The sequence below is a fragment of the Pseudoalteromonas sp. SR41-7 genome (assembly GCF_014163935.1).
GTDB lineage: Bacteria > Pseudomonadota > Gammaproteobacteria > Enterobacterales > Alteromonadaceae > Pseudoalteromonas > Pseudoalteromonas distincta.
Window position 1 is genome coordinate 41,461 of record NZ_JACJEF010000018.1, and the last position, 17,793, is coordinate 59,253.

A 17,793-nucleotide genomic window follows, 5' to 3' on the forward strand; every position below is an offset into this window, starting at 1 on the left:
AGTGTGAAAGGCAGCTCAAGTTCGGTGGTGACTTAGCTTGAGTTGTTTTTATTCCCTACAATTGCCACGTAGTGTAAACCAAGAATCTTTATATTGTGTGTGAAGATGTTGTCAGTGTGAAAGGCGGCTCAAGTTCGGTGGTGACTGAATTTGGGCTGTTTTTATTTGTGCCACACAATTATTACTCCCTCCTAAAAACCTATAATCCTATTAAATATTTCTCTTTAAATCGTTTTTTATTTTAGCTAACCGAATGTTTTTTATCGTGTTATTTTTTATTAACAAAATAGCTTCGAAAGCTTAACTCAAATTAATTGATTTTTAGTTGAACAGAAAATTCTCTTTGTTATACTCACGTTCGAACTTTCAGTAAGTTTTGAAAGTTTGGTTGATACGGATCAATTTTCGCTAGGTAAATATGTGCTAGCTGGATTTGATTGTATTTAGCACCTGGTTTTAGGGTTTACAACAGCAATGTTTTTTAAATTTTTCCATTGCAAACTGTATTACTCTAATTTTGTTATAGTCATTTTAGTAGGTTAATGTCTTTGAACACACTTTCTTTGCATCATACAGCTACGGAACTTGCCTCTGGCGAGCCGCAGACGTGTGAACGCTTGAATAAAGCAGGCAAGGGCGTGTGTGTAGCTATAACTTTATTAGTGTTTAATACTGTAATGTTGCTAAGCGGTGCACTAGAGGATGCCTTCAAGCTTGAAGCGCTATTAAGTGATGGGTTTATTGTAGAGCCACTGTTACTTAATCTTGCGCAATTTTTAGCTCATCCGATCATATCAAGTCAGTTACTTATTGGCCTTTGTTGGTTATTGTTCCATATTTGTCCAGCGCGTCGTGCTGGCATAATCCTCCGTAAAGCAGCCTTTGCTTTTAGCGAGGCTAAAGTTCTTCAGCCTGTGATCTCTTCACATGGTTGTCGTGCTCCACCTAGCTTTACAGGTTGCCTGTAACGCTGCATCTTGTTGCTGGTTTTAATTATTTGTTCTTGCTGTAAATAATTAAGGTTAGCTAAAACAAAGTAGCTCCGTGTTTTTTTAAACACATTTCAGCCAACCACCACTCACCCAAGTTAACTTTTATTACGTTATATAAATGCGTTTAGAAAGCTGGGTTTGTTGCTAGGTCATTAATGGCATGAGCTTTAGGTTTTTTTGAATAGCCCCCTTATTTTTATAATTTAATTCTAGTTAACTTGGGTTTTTATTGAAAAATCGTTGCTTTGGTTTTTATTTTAAGCAGCAAATTGAAACTCTAGGTTTGTAGGATACTCCCTTGTTAATTCGTAACCTTTGTAATATTGCTTTAGCTAGTACAGTGCTGGCGTTGTCAGGCTGTAAAGGCGGGATACTCGATCCAAAAGGGCAGATAGGCATTGATGAGAAAAATTTAATCATCATCGCAACCGTGCTTATGTTGCTTGTAGTCGTTCCCGTTATTGTGATGACTTTGTATTTCGCTTGGAAATATAGAGACACTCAAAACCAAGAAATTTATGCTCCAAAATGGGCTCATTCAAATAAAATTGAAGCCGTTGTTTGGGCTGTTCCTATTGTTATTGTAATCATTTTAGGTGTTATTACCTGGCAGTCTACCCAAGACTTAGACCCCTATAAACCCATTGAAGGTAAAGGTGAACACCTTACTGTTGAAGTGGTTTCATTAAACTGGAAATGGCTATTTATATATCCTGAGCAAGGTATTGCTACGGTTAATGAATTAGTGTTCCCAGCAAATGTACCTGTTGAATATAAAATCACCTCAGAGAGCACAATGAATTCATTTTTTATTCCGCAATTGGGTAGTCAAATATACTCAATGGCTGGGATGGAAACCAAGCTTCACTTAATTGCAAATGAGCCAGGTACGTTTAAAGGCTTTTCAGCAAATTACAGCGGCGCAGGTTTCACTGGCATGAAATTTAATGCCATTGCTACACCTACTCAAGCAGACTTTGATAAGTGGGTGAGTGATGTGAAAGCGAATTCAAGCGCTAATAACCTGACTCATGCAAATTATGTTGAGCTTGCAAAAGCAAGTGAAAATAACCCAGTAGCATATTACGGAAAAGTTGATGACGGCTTATTTCATACCATTGTTATGAAGTATATGCAGGCGCATGGCGATATGAACAAAAAACACCATGCAATGGGCGAACATGGGCAAATGAGTAAAAAGCATCATGAAATGAGTGAGCACTCAATGCCTTCATCTCACAGCCAAGGCGAGGAATAATAATGTCGTTATTAGGTAATCTTTCACTCGACGCAATTCCGTTTCATGAGCCAATTCTTGTGTTCACGATGTCGGTTATTGCGATAGCTGGGCTTATTATTGCCGGGCTTATTACAAAGTATAAAAAATGGGGCGTGCTTTGGCGCGACTGGATCACGTCTGTTGATCACAAACGCTTAGGCGTAATGTATATTCTTTTAGCACTAATAATGCTGTTTCGTGGTTTTTCTGATGCAATAATGATGCGTGCACAGTTGGCACTTGCTACCAGCGGTGCGCCAGGTTATTTACCACCAGAACACTACGACCAAATATTTACTGCCCACGGCGTAATCATGATCATATTTATGGCAATGCCATTTATGATTGGTCTAATGAACATCGTATTACCACTTCAAATTGGTGCTCGCGATGTTGCTTTTCCATTTTTAAATAATTTAAGTTTTTGGTTTACAGCCAGTGGTGCAATTTTAATTAACTTATCACTTGTGTTTGGTGAGTTTGCAAAAACAGGTTGGGTGGCATATCCGCCGCTTTCGGAGCTGACCTTTAGCCCTGGGGTGGGGGTCGATTATTATATTTGGGCCTTGCAAATATCCGGGCTCGGTACACTTCTAACAGCCGTAAACTTTTTAGCAACCGTGTTTAAAATGCGTGCACCAGGTATGACCCTAATGAAAATGCCAATTTTTACATGGGCATGTACATGGGCAAACATCTTAATTGCAGCATCATTTCCAATTTTAACTGCTGTACTTGCAATGCTAACGCTTGACCGTTATCTAGACTTCCACTTCTTTACCAATGAATTGGGCGGTAACGCCATGATGTACATCAACCTGTTTTGGGCATGGGGTCACCCTGAGGTATACATATTAGTATTACCAGCGTTTGGTATTTTTTCTGAAATTATTTCGACCTTTGCCGGTAAACGTTTGTTTGGTTACAAATCGATGGTTTATGCCAGCGGTGCAATCTCAATTTTAGGCTTTATTGTTTGGTTACATCACTTCTTTACTATGGGCTCAAGTGCTAACGTTAACGCGTTCTTTGGGGTAATGACTATGGTTATTGCCGTACCAACTGGGGTTAAGTTGTTTAACTGGTTATTTACTATTTACCGAGGTCGATTACGTATAAGTGTACCGGTACTTTGGACTCTTGGCTTTATGGTTACCTTTACCGTAGGCGGTATGACCGGTGTATTACTTGCCATTCCTGGCGCCGATTATGTACTGCATAACAGCTTATTCTTAATTGCACATTTCCATAACACAATTATTGGTGGTGCTGTGTTTGGTTACCTGGCCGGTTTTGTATTTTGGTTCCCTAAAGCAATGGGCTTTAAACTTAATGAAAAATGGGGCAAAGCATCATTTTGGTGTTGGATTATTGGTTTCTTCGTAGCATTTATGCCGCTGTACGTACTTGGTTTCTTAGGTATGACACGTCGCTTAAACCACACTAACAACCCAGATTGGAACATGTGGTTATACATTGCCGCAGGCGGTGCTGTAATTATTATGTTTGGTATTATCAGCCAAGTAATTCAATTATATGTGAGCTTTAGAGACCGTGAAGCGCTTGACGATACAACAGGCGATCCGTGGAACGGCCACACACTTGAGTGGGCTACAAGTTCACCTCCGCAAATTTATAACTTTGCAACAATTCCACATATTGATGATATTGATGCATGGACCGATATGAAAGAAAAAGGTCAAGCATATCAAGATAAAGCAAACTACAGCCCTATTCATATGCCTAAAAACACATCAGCTGGCGTGTTAATGGCAGCAAGTTTAACAGTATTTTGTTTTGCAATGATTTGGCATATTTGGTGGTTAGCTGTTGTTGGACTAGTAGGCGGAATTGCCATATTTATCAAACGTTGTTACACCAGCGATGTAGATTACTATATACAACCTGATGAAATTGCACGCATTGAAGCTGCATATAATTCAAGTGGCGTTAAGGAGTTAAAAGCGTGAGTACACTTTCTGCAAATTTAGACTCTGTATCACACGATGATCATGCCCACGCGCATGATCACCACGATACTTCGGGTGATACCGTATTTGGTTTTTGGTTATACCTAATGACCGATTGCCTACTGTTTGCCTCGTTTTTTGCCACTTACGCTGTATTATTTATGAACACAGCCGGTGGCGTATCGGGTAAAGATATTTTTGAACTCGACTTTGTAGCAGTAGAAACTGCAGCACTACTGATTAGTAGTATTACTTTTGGTTTTGCCATGATTGCCGCTCAAGGGCAAAAAAAGGCACTAACACTGACTTGGTTATTTGTTACGTTTTGTTTAGGTGCTGTGTTTATTGGTATGGAAGTATACGAATTTCATCACCTAATTGTGCATGGCAATGGTCCACAACAAAGTGCCTTTTTAACATCGTTTTTCTCATTAGTTGGCTTACATGGTTTACATGTAACAGCGGGTCTAATTTGGATGACCATAATGATGATTGAAGTTGCTAAACGCGGCTTAGGTAAAGCAACCGTAACGCGTTTAAGCTGCTTAAGCCTATTTTGGCACTTCTTAGACATTGTCTGGATTTGTGTATTTACCGTTGTTTATTTAATGGGAGCAATGTAATGAGCCACAGCGAAACGCATGCGTTAAAGCAAACGCAAAGTGATCATCATGATGAATCTCATGGCAGTGTTAAAACTTACTTAATTGGCTTTGTGCTATCGGTAATTTTAACTGCTATACCGTTTTACATGGTAATGGAAGGTGACTTCTCAAAAGCAACAACGCTTTGGAGCATTGTTACTTTAGCAATCGTACAAATTTGGGTGCATTTAAAATACTTTTTACACCTTAATTTTACCACCGAAGATGGCCGTGCAAGTACTTTTTCATTCCTATTCAGTGCTCTGATCATCGTAATGGTTGTTGGGTTATCTGTTTGGATCATTTATGAATCTAACGCAATGATGATGTACTAGGAGTTGAAGATGTTTCGTCGTTATTTATCAGTGACAAAGCCGGGTATTATTATGGGCAATTTGATCAGCGTAGCGGGCGGGTTTTTACTTGCCTCGCGCGGTGATATAGACCCATGGTTAATGATTGCCACATTAATTGGTTTGTCGCTAGTGGTTGCATCAGGTTGCGCTATCAATAATGTTATAGATAGAGACATAGATGTGGCCATGGCGCGTACTCGTACGCGGGTTACAGTAACGGGCGAAATGTCGGCCTTTGCTGCACTTAGTCACGGTATTTTATTGGGTGTTGTGGGCTTTGGTTTACTTATCGCCTACACCACTCAAGCCGCGGTATTTTTTGCAGCCTTTGGCTACGTAATTTATGTAGGGGTTTATAGCCTCTACATGAAACGCAACTCAGTATATGGCACTTTTGTAGGTAGTCTCTCTGGCGCTGTACCGCCAGTAGTTGGTTACTGCGCCGTAACAGGGCAGTTCGATATGGGCGCATTAATACTGCTAGTCATGTTTAGCTTGTGGCAAATGCCGCATTCATATGCCATTGCTATTTTTCGCTTTAAAGATTACCAAGCTGCAGGTATTCCTGTATTACCTGTAGCGCAAGGAATTGATAAAGCAAAGCGCCATATCGTACTTTACATTGCTGTATATGCATTGGTGGTGATGTTGCTACCAATTACTGGCTACACAGGTGCTGCCTTTATGGCTGTTGCTTGTATTACCAGCTTTTGGTGGTTGCTAATGGCGCTGCGCGGTTATCGTCGTAATATTGATATGAGTAGCTGGGCACGTAAAGTGTTCGCATTTTCAATTATTAATATTACAGCGTTAAGCATTGCTATGGCTGTTGACTATCATAGCGTTGCTCCACAGCTATTAACGCTTACCTAATTTAAAAATTTTTAACTATTCCAAAGTTAATCCAAAGGCTCGAAAGGGCCTTTTTTTATGCCTAAAATAGTTTTGCAATAGAGCGCTTATTGGCAAGTTCTAGGCTTTGTTTTATTCGTGCTCTTACCTCTGGTGATTTATTTTGGCTTAGCTTAAAGTTTCCACTCCAATGAGTGGGAGTGAATTCTATAAAGCTTAATTGTTGATACATTGCTTGGCGATTGCTTTTGGGCACGTCAGTAATCTTCCAAATTGGCGTAAAGCCTTGCTCAAAATGGCTCGTTAGTTGCCGCATTATTTTGTCTTTCTCATTATCGCTTTCAATAATATTCACATTTGCAGTTACTTGTACTGATGAATAAAGCCAGCTCGGCAGTGTTTTATTATTACTATACGAGGGAGATAGATAACAGTTATCGCCACTAAATAGTAATTTTACTGACTGTTTATCACATTGCGCTAGCGGGTTATGTTTTGCTACGTGTGCAATAAATACATTACGTGAGGGCTCATATAATACAGGCACTTGGCATATATTATTTAAGTCACTTTGCGAGCAGGGCATTAAAATACTCGCTAGAGGGAATTGCTCAACCAATGCTTGCAAACGTTCAATATTATGTTCTTGAAAATGTGTGGGTGGGTACATTAAAGCTTCCCCTCTAACTGCAACTTAATGCTCTGCCAATGTTCGTCAATAATGCTAAATTTTGCAGTGCTTCTGTAACTTCCATCACTTAGCAATCTATCTTTATGGGCTATACCTTCAAATTGGGCGCCTAGTCGAGTAATTGCATTTCGAGATTTTTGATTTTTTTCGTGGGTATTAAATGTTATTCGCACTAAATTCAACGCGTCAAAAGCGTAGCTAAGCAGTAAATATTTAGTGTGAGTATTAATATAAGTTTGCTGCCAGTGATGGCTTATAAATGTATGACCAATTTCAGCACTTAAGTTATGCGTATCTAATCTAAATAGTCGTGTAGTGCCTACAACCTCTTTGCTGGCTATGTCTACTATGGCAAATACAATTTGTTCTTTGTTATTAAATTGTGCACTGGTGGTAAACCATTCCTTTAACTGTTCGGGTGTTTTTGTATAGTTGCTTAATACCCATTCCCATATTTTTGGATGTTGCCCAGCTTTATATAAGCTTTTTAAATGCTCATAATTTAATGGCTCTAAAATTACCTTATTTGTTTTATGTATCTGTTGAGTAAACATGTTGCCTCTATGCTTTGCTATTTACGAGCAACAAATGTACGCTAATTTGGTTTGGTAAAAACAACCAGAATTGGCTTTTTAGCTATACCAGTTATAAAAGGATAACATGCAACCGCTTAATATTGAATTTAATGACTCAAACAAAGCTAAGTACATACAAGTTGCAGATGCTTTGCGTGGTTCTATCGTAAAGGGAGATATTGCACCTGGTATAAAACTCAGTTCTGCTCGAGTTATGGCGCAAACGTATCAGTTAAATCGCCATACAATAATGAACGCATTGCAGTTATTAGTAGCCGAAGGATGGCTAGAATCCCATGAACGCTCTGGGTATAGCGTCACTCAAACACTACCAATTCAAAGCAGTGCTAACTGTGATCACACGCCAGTTTTAACACCAAAACCTTATAAATTTGCTACAGAGTTAGCCGTGCCTATTCCGGCAATGAATTTAAAAGACTACGTATATAATTTCGCAGGTGGACTTCCTGATTTAAATAGCTTTCCCTATAAAGAATTTAAACGCTCTATGAGCCATGTATTTAATCATTTAGATACCAGTAAACTTCATTATGGTGATATAGGTGGAGTGAGTGAGCTAAAAACTCAGATAAGTGATTACTTACATAAAACTAGAAGTTTAAAAGTATCAGACTTACTTGTATGTAATGGCTCACAAGAAGCTTTGTTTTTAATTTCAAAGGCCTTTATAAGTAAAGATGACTTCTTAGCCGTTGAGACTTTAGGCTACCCACCAGCACGCAAAGCCTTTGCTGCTTGTGGCGCGCAATTAATAGATATAAAACAAGATGAATATGGTTTATGTGTTGATGACTTAAAAGCGCAACTTAGACGATATCCAATAAAAATGCTGTACTTAACCCCGCTGCATCAATACCCAACTACCGTTACGCTTTCGCCCACACGGCGCATGCAAATTTATCAATTATGTTATGAGTATGGCGTAATGATTATTGAAGATGATTACGATCACGAGTTTCATTATCGCTGTCAGCCATTGCAACCTATGGCTGGGGACGATCCCGCTGGGATTATTATTTACTTATCTACATTTTCTAAAATCATGTTCTCAGGCGCTAGAATTGGCTACATTTGTGCAGCTCCTGAAGTATTAGCACAGTTAACCGCATGGAAGCAGTTAATGAATCATAAAAATGATGTGGTTATGCAGCTAGCCGTTGCGCACTTTATGCAAGAAGGTGGATTTGAGCGCCACTTGAAACGCATGACTAAACACTATAAACAACGTTATGAAGCAATGGACAACACGTTAGCGTTGCTGCAATCACAGGGGCTACCAATAGAGTATAAAAAGCCAGACGGCGGTATGGCAATGTGGGTTAACTTAAATAAAAATACGAGTAATATAAAACAAGCAATGCAAAGTAAAAGCGTGTATTTACAAGCAGAATCTGAGTTTTACTTTGCTGATTCAGTGAGAAGTTTAATGCCTAAGCAATATAGTTATGTTCGCTTAGGCTTTGCAGGGCAATCAGTTGAGGCAATGAAGCAAGGGATCAAACTCATAACTGAATATAAGTAACTATTTTTTAAAGTCATCAGCATTGTAATAAAGTGGTTTAAGCGTGCCGCAGTTAATAAATTTATAGGTAAGCTCATTTTCAGCTGGGACACGTTTTGAGGTACGAAGCTTTTGCATACATGCATTAACTAAATCAACAAAAATAAGATGGTTATAGCTCGGCGCTTGTTGAATTTTATGAATATAAATATGCTCAGTACCGCCTAGATTAATCATGTCGTAATCTTGCCATTGCGATGATTCACTTAAATCTTTTAGCTCTCTGGCATACAGTTGCTTACTCAGTTCAAGCTCTTTTTTTGAGTAAATTAAACTACCGCCTTGTTGATAATCACCCTCGTAAATATCGGCAATAATCGTAATTTCTTCACCACGCATTAAATGTTGAATATTAAACGCTTGTGGCTTAACCGTGATTAGCTCAGCATTTCTAACAAAGTTTAAGAGTGCGACATCGGGGTTTCCTATTTTATAAACAACTTGCACATCATCTGGAGAATTATAACTAGGTAAGTTAATCGCAATTATAGATGAGCCTTGATTAACCAAAGCCATAGGATGCTCAGCATTGTAAGCGGGGTCTACCGGTGGTAGTTCTGTTTTTTCTTCTTCTGCTACAGCAAAGCCACTTAAAGTAACTAGTAATAAAGTAAGTAGTAGGCGCATTATAATCTCAATTAATTTATGAGCTTAAATTGTAGTATAAAATATATATTACATTGAGTTAATTGCACTTAATACTTAAACGCCAAGCATTGTATAAAAGGCTCAAATGAGCCTTTTATACAATTTCAAGGTAATCTCAAAGCGACATTAAAATAATGGCGGCTAAATAAGCACTACTTAATTGCTTTTTTTACTTCTCGCCAATCTATTATTTTAAAGTTTTGAGGCTGCTGTGGCATACGATTATAACCATCTTGTACAACTAAAATACCTTCAGGATAACCCGGTAGGGACTTAGATGTTACTGTTAACCCGTCGGTTTCTGATGAGCCATCAATACCATTAACCAAATCACTTATTACACTAAACTTACCTGCAAACTCTAAGCTAGGTGTTTTAATGCCCGCAGTACCATTCTTTATTTTATACAGTACGTAGCTGTTATCACCTTGGCTCGAAACAACTAAATAACGTGTTTTGTCGCTGTGGTAAATTTCCATACCTTCAACATCATCAACAAGTTGCTCATTTATACCTTGCAGCATAACCGGTGTACTGCCTGCCGTTGGCTCTGCACCTATAAACCAAATACCGGCATCTTCTTCGCCTACAAATAATTGTCCTAGTTCATCATCTGCACTACAGCCTTCTGGTTGGCTTGGTAGGTTAAACTCGCGAACAAGTTTGCCTGTTATTTTTTCGTTATTCTCACTGATTTTATATTGCTGATATAGCCCCGATTTATCATTTACAAATACATAGTTCCCCGTATTTGACGAGTACATACATAAGCCATAAATTTCATCAAGATTGGTAGGAATATCAGCAATGTACTTCACACTATTATTAGCTTGTACTGTAAATACACTAATACCGTTAAGCGTTCGGTTACTGGCAGTTATTAATGTATTGGTACTGTTTTTAATCGTGCTATTTTGTCGCAGGTCTACGTTATTTAAACGACCAACTTCAAGTGACTGTTCAAGCTTGCCATTTAGGCTGTATACCATTAGTCCACGGCGTTTATCGGTGCCTAAAATTAAGCTGTTTGCTGCATCTTTAGGGTTAACCCAAATTGCCGGATCGTCTGCTGCATCACCAAACGCTTGTACGGGGGCAGTTTGTGCACTTGCCTTTATTTGAGTAATTGATTGGGGGCTGGTTTTTAATGATTTTATGATAGGTGTTACAGGTAGTGTACTTTTAATATAAGCGCCTGTTTCGTCGTTATACAGCACTGCCGTTGCCGCGTTGTTACTTGTGTAATTTACCGCTACCGATTCCAAGCTCAAGTCACCATTTAACATCCAGTTATTAAGCATTTTACTAATTGGATCATAAGTATACACAGTATTGTTTTTGGTACTAGTAAACCAGATAATACCATCTTGCGAAGCTGAAATAGCTCCTAGTTCACTGTCTAACTTTCCAAAGGGGGCGACTAAAGCAATCGGTTTTTTATCTGCTTGCGATTCCGCGTTCGCGTTTATTGCCCAAATGCCTACTTCGCTTTCACTTACATATAAGGTATTTGTTGTTGTACTTACAGCACAACCCGACGCCTCACTAACGCCAGAAAATTCACGTACATTTACGTTAACCGCTTTATTATTCGCTGTATCAAAAATAATAGTTTCGGTAATTAGCCCGCGTACATCAGGTACAAATGCCGATATTGATTCACTCGCTTTATTAGCAAATAAACACACCGTATCGGGTTGTGCTTGTGGTGGGTTAATGCGGGTTAGTTCAATTGTATCCCAGCCACTTTGAGTGTTCTCAAGCTTAAATATAACAACGTTATCTTGATTGTTATCAATAGTTGCAACCAAAAATGAGTGTGCTGTTAGCTTAGTGACAGCAAGCGCTTCAAAGTTACCTTTTTTTATAATGCGGCTTTGTTGCGTTTCACTTTCAACTAACACTAAGCCTTTGCTTTCGCTTGCTAGCAACCAATTGTTATTATTTAACCATGCCGCTTGTGAGCCTTGCATGTTATCTGTTGGACCAAATTCAGTACTATTAATGACTATTTTATCGGATGTGTTTTTTACTGCCGTATTTGTAGCCATATTACTATTGCTACACGCACTTAATGTACTAAGCACTAAGCTACTTACAATTAAGCTAATAGATGTTTTTAATTTAAAGTTCATGTTGTAACCCTTTATTGGTCAAAGCGCTTTTGAGTGCTGTAACGCACTTCGCCTTTATAGTTAATAGCCGTTGCTTTTAGTGCTTCATTGTTAATCGAAAAGCTCAAAAATCCTGGAGTAGCTTCTGCAAAACGCGTAAATTCACGTTGTTTTACGTAACGCGCTTCGCTACCACCACCAGATACAAAGTGGTCGAGTTTACTGCCATCTATTTGGTTATGTTGCAGGTCATGTTCGTGTCCTGCTATGTATGCTTGCACACCATTTTGCTCAAATATGGGCTCGAGTAAATTACGTAAACCTTCAGTAAGTCCGTAACGTTTTCCACTGCTATAAAGTGGGTGATGACCAACCACTATTTTCCATCGTGCTTGGCTATTTGATAGTTGGCTATCTAACCATGTTAATTGCGCTTGGCTGTTTTGCCCTTGAGTTGCTTTGTATTTTTCGCGTGTTTTGTATTCAGGATTTAAAGTATTAGTGTCTAAAAACACCATTAATATCTGCTCGCCACCTTTTAAAGTAAAGGTTTTGCTGTAATAGCGTGCAGGTAAATTCCAGCGCTGACTTTTTTTACTGTAATCAAGTTGTGCTTGCGCATTACCTAAATAATCATGATTACCCAGTACTACATACCAAGGCTCGAATGTATGTGGACCATGGTAAATATCTTCATAGGCACTTTGCCAAAGCGGGTCGTTAACACTTGCCACACCATTGGGATAAAAGTTATCGCCAGTTGAAATAGTAAAATCACCATCCGTTTGAAACATCGCTATTTCTAACTGGTGTGCTACGTCTTTTTGATAAAAGTGCCCGTTATGTCCCCAATCACCAATAACCGTAAAATTTAAGCTCTTAGGCAGCACCGTCAAGTTGGCAATTTTTTGTTGCTCGTATAATACATCGGTGTACGTTACGTTTGCCAATACGCTTTGTATACTGCATAAGCCAAGTGTTATTAGCAGTAATGTTTTTTTTATCATTATAGTTCTCTCATGTTTGGTAGCGCTAAATAAAGTGATTAGCACTACCTCATAAACTTATTTAAAACGCGTAACGCAGCATAAGTTGATAAACCGGTCCCGCTTCTTCAGATTCAATTTCGTACTCATCAAAGCTTCTACTAAACTGATCTTCAACGGTATCAAATTTATTAAAGGTTTCGTCTTTACTTGCATCAAGTAGGTTTGAACCCACCAAGCGTAGCGTTACATCTTCCCAACGTTTTTCTAAAAACACTTCAAAGTCGGCACTGTAAGATGTAGTTATTTCTTCACCTACAATACGTCCATAGGCATCACCTTGCTTACGGTAAGTTACGCCAAATGCAGCTTTGAGTTCGGGTAAGTCTTGAATAAACCCAATGTTATAAACGTAGTCTGATTGGTCGTTAAATTTTCGAGACCCAAAAAAGTCGGTTACTTCACTATCAAGCCATGAGTAATTTAAAAATACTCCAGTATTAGGCATGCTAAATGCGCCAAGCGGAGTAGATAAATCAAGCTCAACTCCTTTTACGTTACCGTCGCCTGTGTTGCGAGGCTGCAATACAAATGTACCTTCTCCTTCAGAGCCTTCTTGTCCTGTATTTGCTATTTCTATTAGGTCGTTTACTTTGCGGTAAAATAAATTAATGCCTACAACGCCACTTTTACCTAAGCGGTATTCGTAGCCTAAATCCATACCCCAAGCTGATTCTGGTTTTAATTCTGGGTTACCTAGTTGGTCGTTATCGCCAAGTTCTTTTTCGATAAGAGCTGGTGTTAAAAAATCAAACTCGGGGCGTCGTAAACTACGCGCAACAGAGGCGCTAACGCGTCCATTCTCACTTACGTTATAACGAAAATGTGCAGAAGGTAGAACAAAGTCGTAATTGTTATCTTCGGTTACACCAATTGTTTTATCATTAATTTTTGAATCAGTAGACTCCCAGCGAATGCCCAATTCCCAGGCAAATAAATCATCTTGGTGTTTAATAAGGGCAAACACATCAAAGCGGTCTTCCTCTAGCGTGTTTACGCCACCAATAACCGGTTCAAATTCACTGGTAAATACAGCCAAAGATAAAGGTGTTCCCACATATTGATCCCAGCTTGTAAGTGCTAATTCAAGCTCGTCTTCGGCTTCAAAAATATTGCTATCGCGCTTTTTATTTTGTAAAAATGCACCAAACTGAATTTCTTTATTGTCACCCCAAGGTTGGCTATGTTGCCACTGCAGGGTCCATTCTTTATCGTCTATGTCACTTTGAGCTTGTTCTTCTTCAAATATTATTGGCAGCTCTGACGTATCTAGTTCTACTTCTTGCTCATAAACAGACTCTTCAAACCGAGCAAAGCCAAATTTAAACCTACTTGTGCCGCTTAGTAGTGGAAATTCATAAGCGGTATTGATGTTGTAATTAGTTTGGTCAATATATTTAACATTGGCATTATCTGTTTCTAAGTTACCGCCATTTACAATATCGTTATTGGTTGCAGTTGGGTCGTTGTATTCAAATGAACGTTCATCCTCAGTACGCTCTGTATCAACCCACATAGCGCTAATATTAAACTGACTATCGTCGTCAAAAACAATTTCGTAGCTGGAGTTAAGTGACGTGTCGTCGCCATCGCGAGTGTCTGATTGGTCTTCGCGGTTATCAAACTCTTCTGTTTGAAAATTTATATTGTTTTCAGGGCTATCGCCGTAGCGCAAACTAGTTTTTTGTTTTGGGTTATATCTGCCTTGTAAATTTGCACCAAGTAATAAGCGCCCACCAGCAAATTCAGTACCGTACACAGCAGCCAAGCTTTCTTTAAATTCACCATCGTCATAAAGCAAGCCACCAGCACGCAAGTAACCGCCATCTAAACTGTAACCATCGCGCAATACAATATTTAATGTGCCCGCAATAGCATCGGCTGAGCGGTTAGCACTTGATGAGCGAATAATTTCAACGCGTTCAATTAACTCAGCCGGAATTCGGTCAACAAAAAATGAACGGTCGGCACCAGCGCCAGGTACTTCTTCACCGTTTATAAGCACCTTTGTATAAGCAGGGCTTAACCCCCGCATACGTGCACCATCCGATTCAAGCACATCCGATAAAAATGTAACACTGGGTACTCGTTTTAATGCATCGCCTGCGGTCAATGGTTCAAAACGTTGAAAGTACTCTTGTGAATATTCTAAGGTTGGTGCGAGTTCGTCTGAGCGGTTTCTGTAGCCAATTTCACCGTATACAACAATTTTGTCAGAAACTTCGATATCTTTTTTTGTGGTTTCTTTTGCATCATCTTCTGCATAAGCCGTTAAATTACATAAGGCTAATGCGGCTACCAGTGCTTTTATTTTAAAGTCTTTCATTGTATTTGCTCTTGGTTATTGCTGGGTTGTTTCTTGATATGGCGAGCAAGCTAAAGATATTTGATTACGTAAATGTGACAGTGTTTAGTTTAAATACATGTATTTAGAGGTGTTTGAGCAATATCTAGAGCGTATTGAGCTTTTATCACTCCTCGTAAAGTCAGGTGTTATGTACCGTGCAGGGCTGTTTTTAAAGTAGGTATCATTTAGTTGTCATATAGCTGAGCTAATATGACCCTGCTAACAAAAACTTGTATGAACTAACTTTAAAACTCATTTATAAACGAGATACCGCACATGCGATTTAACCCCTTTATCAGCCACCGATTATTAATAAACGCTATTATTGCGATGTTTTTTAGCGCTGTGTTTTTAAGTAGTTATTTAGGTGTATTAAAAACTTACGCCAGTATTCAGTGGCTCGATATTATGGGGGAGGGCGGTATTGTATTAATGACTCTCGTATGGATTGCCGCGTTATTAATATCAAGACCACCGGGTAAAGTAACCACTTACTTAGTGATAGGTGTTGGGTTATTTATGTTCTCGGCAACCCTCGATTTACTTGATGAATGGCTAATGCATCCCGCCCATCAATGGCTCAGTTGGATTGAATCTCTGCCAGCACCTTTAGGCATGTTGTTAACGAGTGTGGGTTTGTATTATTGGCATCAAGAGCAGTACGTATTAAATCGTCAGCTACGCCGCCGTGAAGCGCATTTACGTGAGCACGATAAGGTGTGTTCAGTTACAGGTCTTTATAAGGCGCAGTACCTAGATTCTGCAATTAAAGAGCAACTTACGAGCAAACAACCACTCTGGCTTGGGGCTATTGATATTCGTGATTTTTCGCATTTTAATAGTGAGTTTGGCTTTAGTGAGGGCGACCGGTTACTGCGTGAAATTAGCGAGCTATTGTTAATGAATTGCCGACTAAGTGATGTAGTGTGCCGCTACGCAGGAGATTGCTTTATGGTATTGATGCCAGCCACCACAGAGCAGCAAGCTAAAGAGTTGATGGCACAAATTAAAGGAGCTCTAAAGCATTGTGCATTTAAAGTTGAAGCATCTAAAAAAGCAAAGTTTCAATATGTCACTACCGCCTTAATACAAGGTAATACGCATAGCAGTACAGGTAAACTAACAAGCCAACTGCATAGTCAATTACAACAAAAAAAGCATCAACTAAAAGTAGCGCACCGTGCACATGTTTGTTAGCCAAGACGACAAATATTTAAGCGCTCAAGGGCTTATTACGTCAGCTGTAGAGCTTGCTCAAAGCCGAAACATAAATTTACATAAGCTGCTACGCGGTACCGGTATTTTTGAACAAGACTTACTTAATTTTCAGCATACATTTAGTGTGTCTCAGCAGGTGCGTTTATTAGCTCAATTTAAGTTGTTGATGAAAAGTACTGACAGTGGTTTTTTACTCGGTAGCCAACTTATTAACGACACTCGAGCCGAAGCTCAGGCATTAAAATATAGCGATAATTTAGCTCAAGTATTAAAGCAATTATCACTTTTAAGAATGCAATTAGCGCCTTTGCTGTTTAGCCAAACGTATATTAAAAACGATAATGTTTATATTTATATTCAGCCAGCACATGGGTTTGATGAAAGCCTTTACCACTATGTGCTAGAGATATACAGCACTGCATTTTATAGTTTACTTAAACGAGTGAGCGAAAGTTACCCGCATTGTCAGTTCGACTTTGCTTTTAAACGCCCTCGGCATATTCAAGAATACGAGCAAAATTTAGGGCTAAAGGTAAGTTTTGATAAGCCATGTACTCGCTGGGTATTAAATAAAACCATGTTAAGGGCTAAAAACCCGCATGCGAGTCAATTACGATTTATGCAAGCGCAGTCGCAGCTACATAATAAAAGCGTAGTTAGCATGACTTTTATTGAAGCCGTCTGCAGATACTTATACTCTCACCCAAGTGCTAATTTAGAGTGCACCGCAAAGCACTTTGCTATGAGCTCAGCTACATTTAAGCGCAGACTCAAACTCAATGGGGTACGCTTTTCAGCGTTAATAGATGAGCAAAATAAGCACAAAGCTATTTACCTACTTACTCTGTGCGCCAAACATAACGAACAAGTCGCTGAACATTTAGCTTTTTACGATATACCTAACTTTCGGCGCGCCTTTAAACGCTGGACAGGCTTAACACCTAATCAGTTAAAAGCGCAATAAGTTACTCAGTTGCCATGTCTATGGAGTGCAACAATGTTCGCGCATTTAAATGAAGATTTGGATCTTCTGGGTTTGACGTATTAGTCAGCCAAATTACATTGCCTTCTTTATTTACAAATAATGTAGTAGGTGTGCCTCGTATACCTAATTGCTGTGCTATTGCATCGGCTTTTACAGCTGTTTTAAAAGTATAACCTCTTTCGCTAAGTGCTTTAGCGGGAGTAGCATCGTCATCTTCTTCAAAGCTCACGGCAATAACTTTTAATCCCATATCATCAATTTTTTGAAGTGCTGGCTGCAGCTTTTTACAGTACGGACACCATGTTGCCCAAAAGTGTAAAACGTAAGGTTGACCTAATAAATCTTGAGTATTGAGTGGCGACCCATCAGCCATTTGTAAATTTAATGTTGGCAATTTAGGATATGTTGCTTCTGAGCTTGTATCTTGTGCGTAAGCTGTAAAGCTTAATAAAATTAGCGTGATGGTAATAAATAGCTGTTTCATAATATGCTCT

At 39.0% G+C, this 17,793-nt stretch carries 16 protein-coding genes; 9 read left to right on the forward strand and 7 right to left on the reverse strand.

What is annotated here, in order from left to right:
* The first annotated feature begins 548 nt into the window (after window positions 1-548).
* The 6 genes from H5092_RS18180 (at window position 549) to cyoE (ending at window position 6,114) form a co-directional block, all read left to right on the forward strand.
* Entirely contained in the window at window positions 549-968 is a 420-nt protein-coding gene (locus H5092_RS18180; protein ID WP_002958097.1) for a hypothetical protein, read from the forward strand.
* Between the two features lie 322 nt (window positions 969-1,290).
* A complete protein-coding gene (cyoA, locus tag H5092_RS18185) occupies window positions 1,291-2,250 on the forward strand; it encodes a ubiquinol oxidase subunit II (protein ID WP_039486806.1) in 960 nt (319 codons plus the stop codon).
* Between the two features lie 2 nt (window positions 2,251-2,252).
* Window positions 2,253-4,241 carry a cytochrome o ubiquinol oxidase subunit I gene (gene cyoB, locus H5092_RS18190; RefSeq protein WP_024596558.1) on the forward strand — a complete coding sequence of 663 codons (1,989 nt, stop codon included), beginning with the start codon at window positions 2,253-2,255 and terminating at the stop codon, window positions 4,239-4,241.
* On the forward strand, window positions 4,238-4,864 hold the full coding sequence (gene cyoC / locus H5092_RS18195; RefSeq protein ID WP_002958100.1) for a cytochrome o ubiquinol oxidase subunit III: 627 nt from the start codon (window positions 4,238-4,240) through the stop codon (window positions 4,862-4,864). Before cyoB ends, cyoC begins: the two co-directional genes overlap by 4 nt.
* Complete coding sequence (gene cyoD / locus H5092_RS18200; RefSeq protein ID WP_002958101.1) at window positions 4,864-5,220, forward strand: cytochrome o ubiquinol oxidase subunit IV; 357 nt, start codon at window positions 4,864-4,866, stop codon at window positions 5,218-5,220. The genes cyoC and cyoD overlap by 1 nt, the downstream gene beginning before the upstream one ends.
* Before the next feature lie 9 nt (window positions 5,221-5,229).
* Window positions 5,230-6,114, forward strand: a complete 885-nt coding sequence (gene cyoE / locus H5092_RS18205) for a heme o synthase (RefSeq protein ID WP_002958102.1) — start codon at window positions 5,230-5,232, stop codon at window positions 6,112-6,114.
* 61 nt (window positions 6,115-6,175) lie between these two features.
* Here cyoE and H5092_RS18210 read toward each other — a convergent pair whose 3' ends face one another.
* Window positions 6,176-6,763 (reverse strand): FMN-binding negative transcriptional regulator, encoded by a 588-nt coding sequence (locus tag H5092_RS18210; RefSeq protein WP_182695053.1) that lies wholly within the window; start codon window positions 6,761-6,763, stop codon window positions 6,176-6,178.
* Entirely contained in the window at window positions 6,763-7,338 is a 576-nt protein-coding gene (locus H5092_RS18215) for a GNAT family N-acetyltransferase (RefSeq protein ID WP_182695052.1), read from the reverse strand. Before H5092_RS18215 ends, H5092_RS18210 begins: the two co-directional genes overlap by 1 nt.
* Window positions 7,339-7,444: 106 nt before the next feature.
* On the opposite strand from H5092_RS18215, the gene H5092_RS18220 reads away from it, so the two are divergent.
* A complete protein-coding gene (locus tag H5092_RS18220; protein WP_182695051.1) occupies window positions 7,445-8,902 on the forward strand; it encodes a PLP-dependent aminotransferase family protein in 1,458 nt (485 codons plus the stop codon).
* Here the strand turns inward: H5092_RS18220 and H5092_RS18225 are convergent, their stop codons facing one another.
* The 4 genes from H5092_RS18225 to H5092_RS18240 all read right to left on the reverse strand — a co-directional run bounded on the left by H5092_RS18225 (window position 8,903) and on the right by H5092_RS18240 (window position 15,075).
* Window positions 8,903-9,568 carry a hypothetical protein gene (locus H5092_RS18225; RefSeq protein ID WP_182734475.1) on the reverse strand — a complete coding sequence of 222 codons (666 nt, stop codon included), beginning with the start codon at window positions 9,566-9,568 and terminating at the stop codon, window positions 8,903-8,905.
* A 173-nt stretch (window positions 9,569-9,741) separates the two neighbouring features.
* Window positions 9,742-11,724, reverse strand: a complete 1,983-nt coding sequence (locus H5092_RS18230) for a phytase (protein WP_182734477.1) — start codon at window positions 11,722-11,724, stop codon at window positions 9,742-9,744.
* 11 nt (window positions 11,725-11,735) lie between these two features.
* Window positions 11,736-12,710 carry a metallophosphoesterase gene (locus tag H5092_RS18235; RefSeq protein WP_165723817.1) on the reverse strand — a complete coding sequence of 325 codons (975 nt, stop codon included), beginning with the start codon at window positions 12,708-12,710 and terminating at the stop codon, window positions 11,736-11,738.
* A 61-nt stretch (window positions 12,711-12,771) separates the two neighbouring features.
* Window positions 12,772-15,075, reverse strand: a complete 2,304-nt coding sequence (locus tag H5092_RS18240) for a TonB-dependent siderophore receptor (protein WP_182734479.1) — start codon at window positions 15,073-15,075, stop codon at window positions 12,772-12,774.
* 297 nt (window positions 15,076-15,372) lie between these two features.
* On the opposite strand from H5092_RS18240, the gene H5092_RS18245 reads away from it, so the two are divergent.
* Together H5092_RS18245 and H5092_RS18250 are read left to right on the forward strand one after the other, a co-directional pair.
* Window positions 15,373-16,293, forward strand: coding sequence for a GGDEF domain-containing protein (locus H5092_RS18245; protein WP_024596554.1), 921 nt, complete (start codon window positions 15,373-15,375; stop codon window positions 16,291-16,293).
* Entirely contained in the window at window positions 16,277-17,278 is a 1,002-nt protein-coding gene (locus tag H5092_RS18250) for an AraC family transcriptional regulator (protein WP_024596553.1), read from the forward strand. Before H5092_RS18245 ends, H5092_RS18250 begins: the two co-directional genes overlap by 17 nt.
* Before the next feature lies 1 nt (window position 17,279).
* On the opposite strand, the gene H5092_RS18255 is transcribed toward H5092_RS18250, so the two are convergent.
* Complete coding sequence (locus H5092_RS18255) at window positions 17,280-17,783, reverse strand: TlpA disulfide reductase family protein (protein ID WP_024596552.1); 504 nt, start codon at window positions 17,781-17,783, stop codon at window positions 17,280-17,282.
* Window positions 17,784-17,793 lie beyond the last annotated feature (10 nt).

Excerpts from the sequence above, each read along its gene's own strand:
- cyoB (WP_024596558.1), top strand. The coding sequence starts at position 2,253 with ATGTCGTTATTAGGTAATCTTTCACTCGACGCAATTCCGTTTCATGAG.
- cyoD (WP_002958101.1), top strand. The coding sequence starts at position 4,864 with ATGAGCCACAGCGAAACGCATGCGTTAAAGCAAACGCAAAGTGATCAT.
- cyoE (WP_002958102.1), top strand. The coding sequence starts at position 5,230 with ATGTTTCGTCGTTATTTATCAGTGACAAAGCCGGGTATTATTATGGGC.
- H5092_RS18210 (WP_182695053.1), bottom strand. The coding sequence starts at position 6,763 with ATGTACCCACCCACACATTTTCAAGAACATAATATTGAACGTTTGCAA.
- H5092_RS18215 (WP_182695052.1), bottom strand. The coding sequence starts at position 7,338 with ATGTTTACTCAACAGATACATAAAACAAATAAGGTAATTTTAGAGCCA.
- H5092_RS18220 (WP_182695051.1), top strand. The coding sequence starts at position 7,445 with ATGCAACCGCTTAATATTGAATTTAATGACTCAAACAAAGCTAAGTAC.
- H5092_RS18225 (WP_182734475.1), bottom strand. The coding sequence starts at position 9,568 with ATGCGCCTACTACTTACTTTATTACTAGTTACTTTAAGTGGCTTTGCT.
- H5092_RS18230 (WP_182734477.1), bottom strand. The coding sequence starts at position 11,724 with ATGAACTTTAAATTAAAAACATCTATTAGCTTAATTGTAAGTAGCTTA.
- H5092_RS18235 (WP_165723817.1), bottom strand. The coding sequence starts at position 12,710 with ATGATAAAAAAAACATTACTGCTAATAACACTTGGCTTATGCAGTATA.
- H5092_RS18240 (WP_182734479.1), bottom strand. The coding sequence starts at position 15,075 with ATGAAAGACTTTAAAATAAAAGCACTGGTAGCCGCATTAGCCTTATGT.
- H5092_RS18245 (WP_024596554.1), top strand. The coding sequence starts at position 15,373 with ATGCGATTTAACCCCTTTATCAGCCACCGATTATTAATAAACGCTATT.
- H5092_RS18255 (WP_024596552.1), bottom strand. The coding sequence starts at position 17,783 with ATGAAACAGCTATTTATTACCATCACGCTAATTTTATTAAGCTTTACA.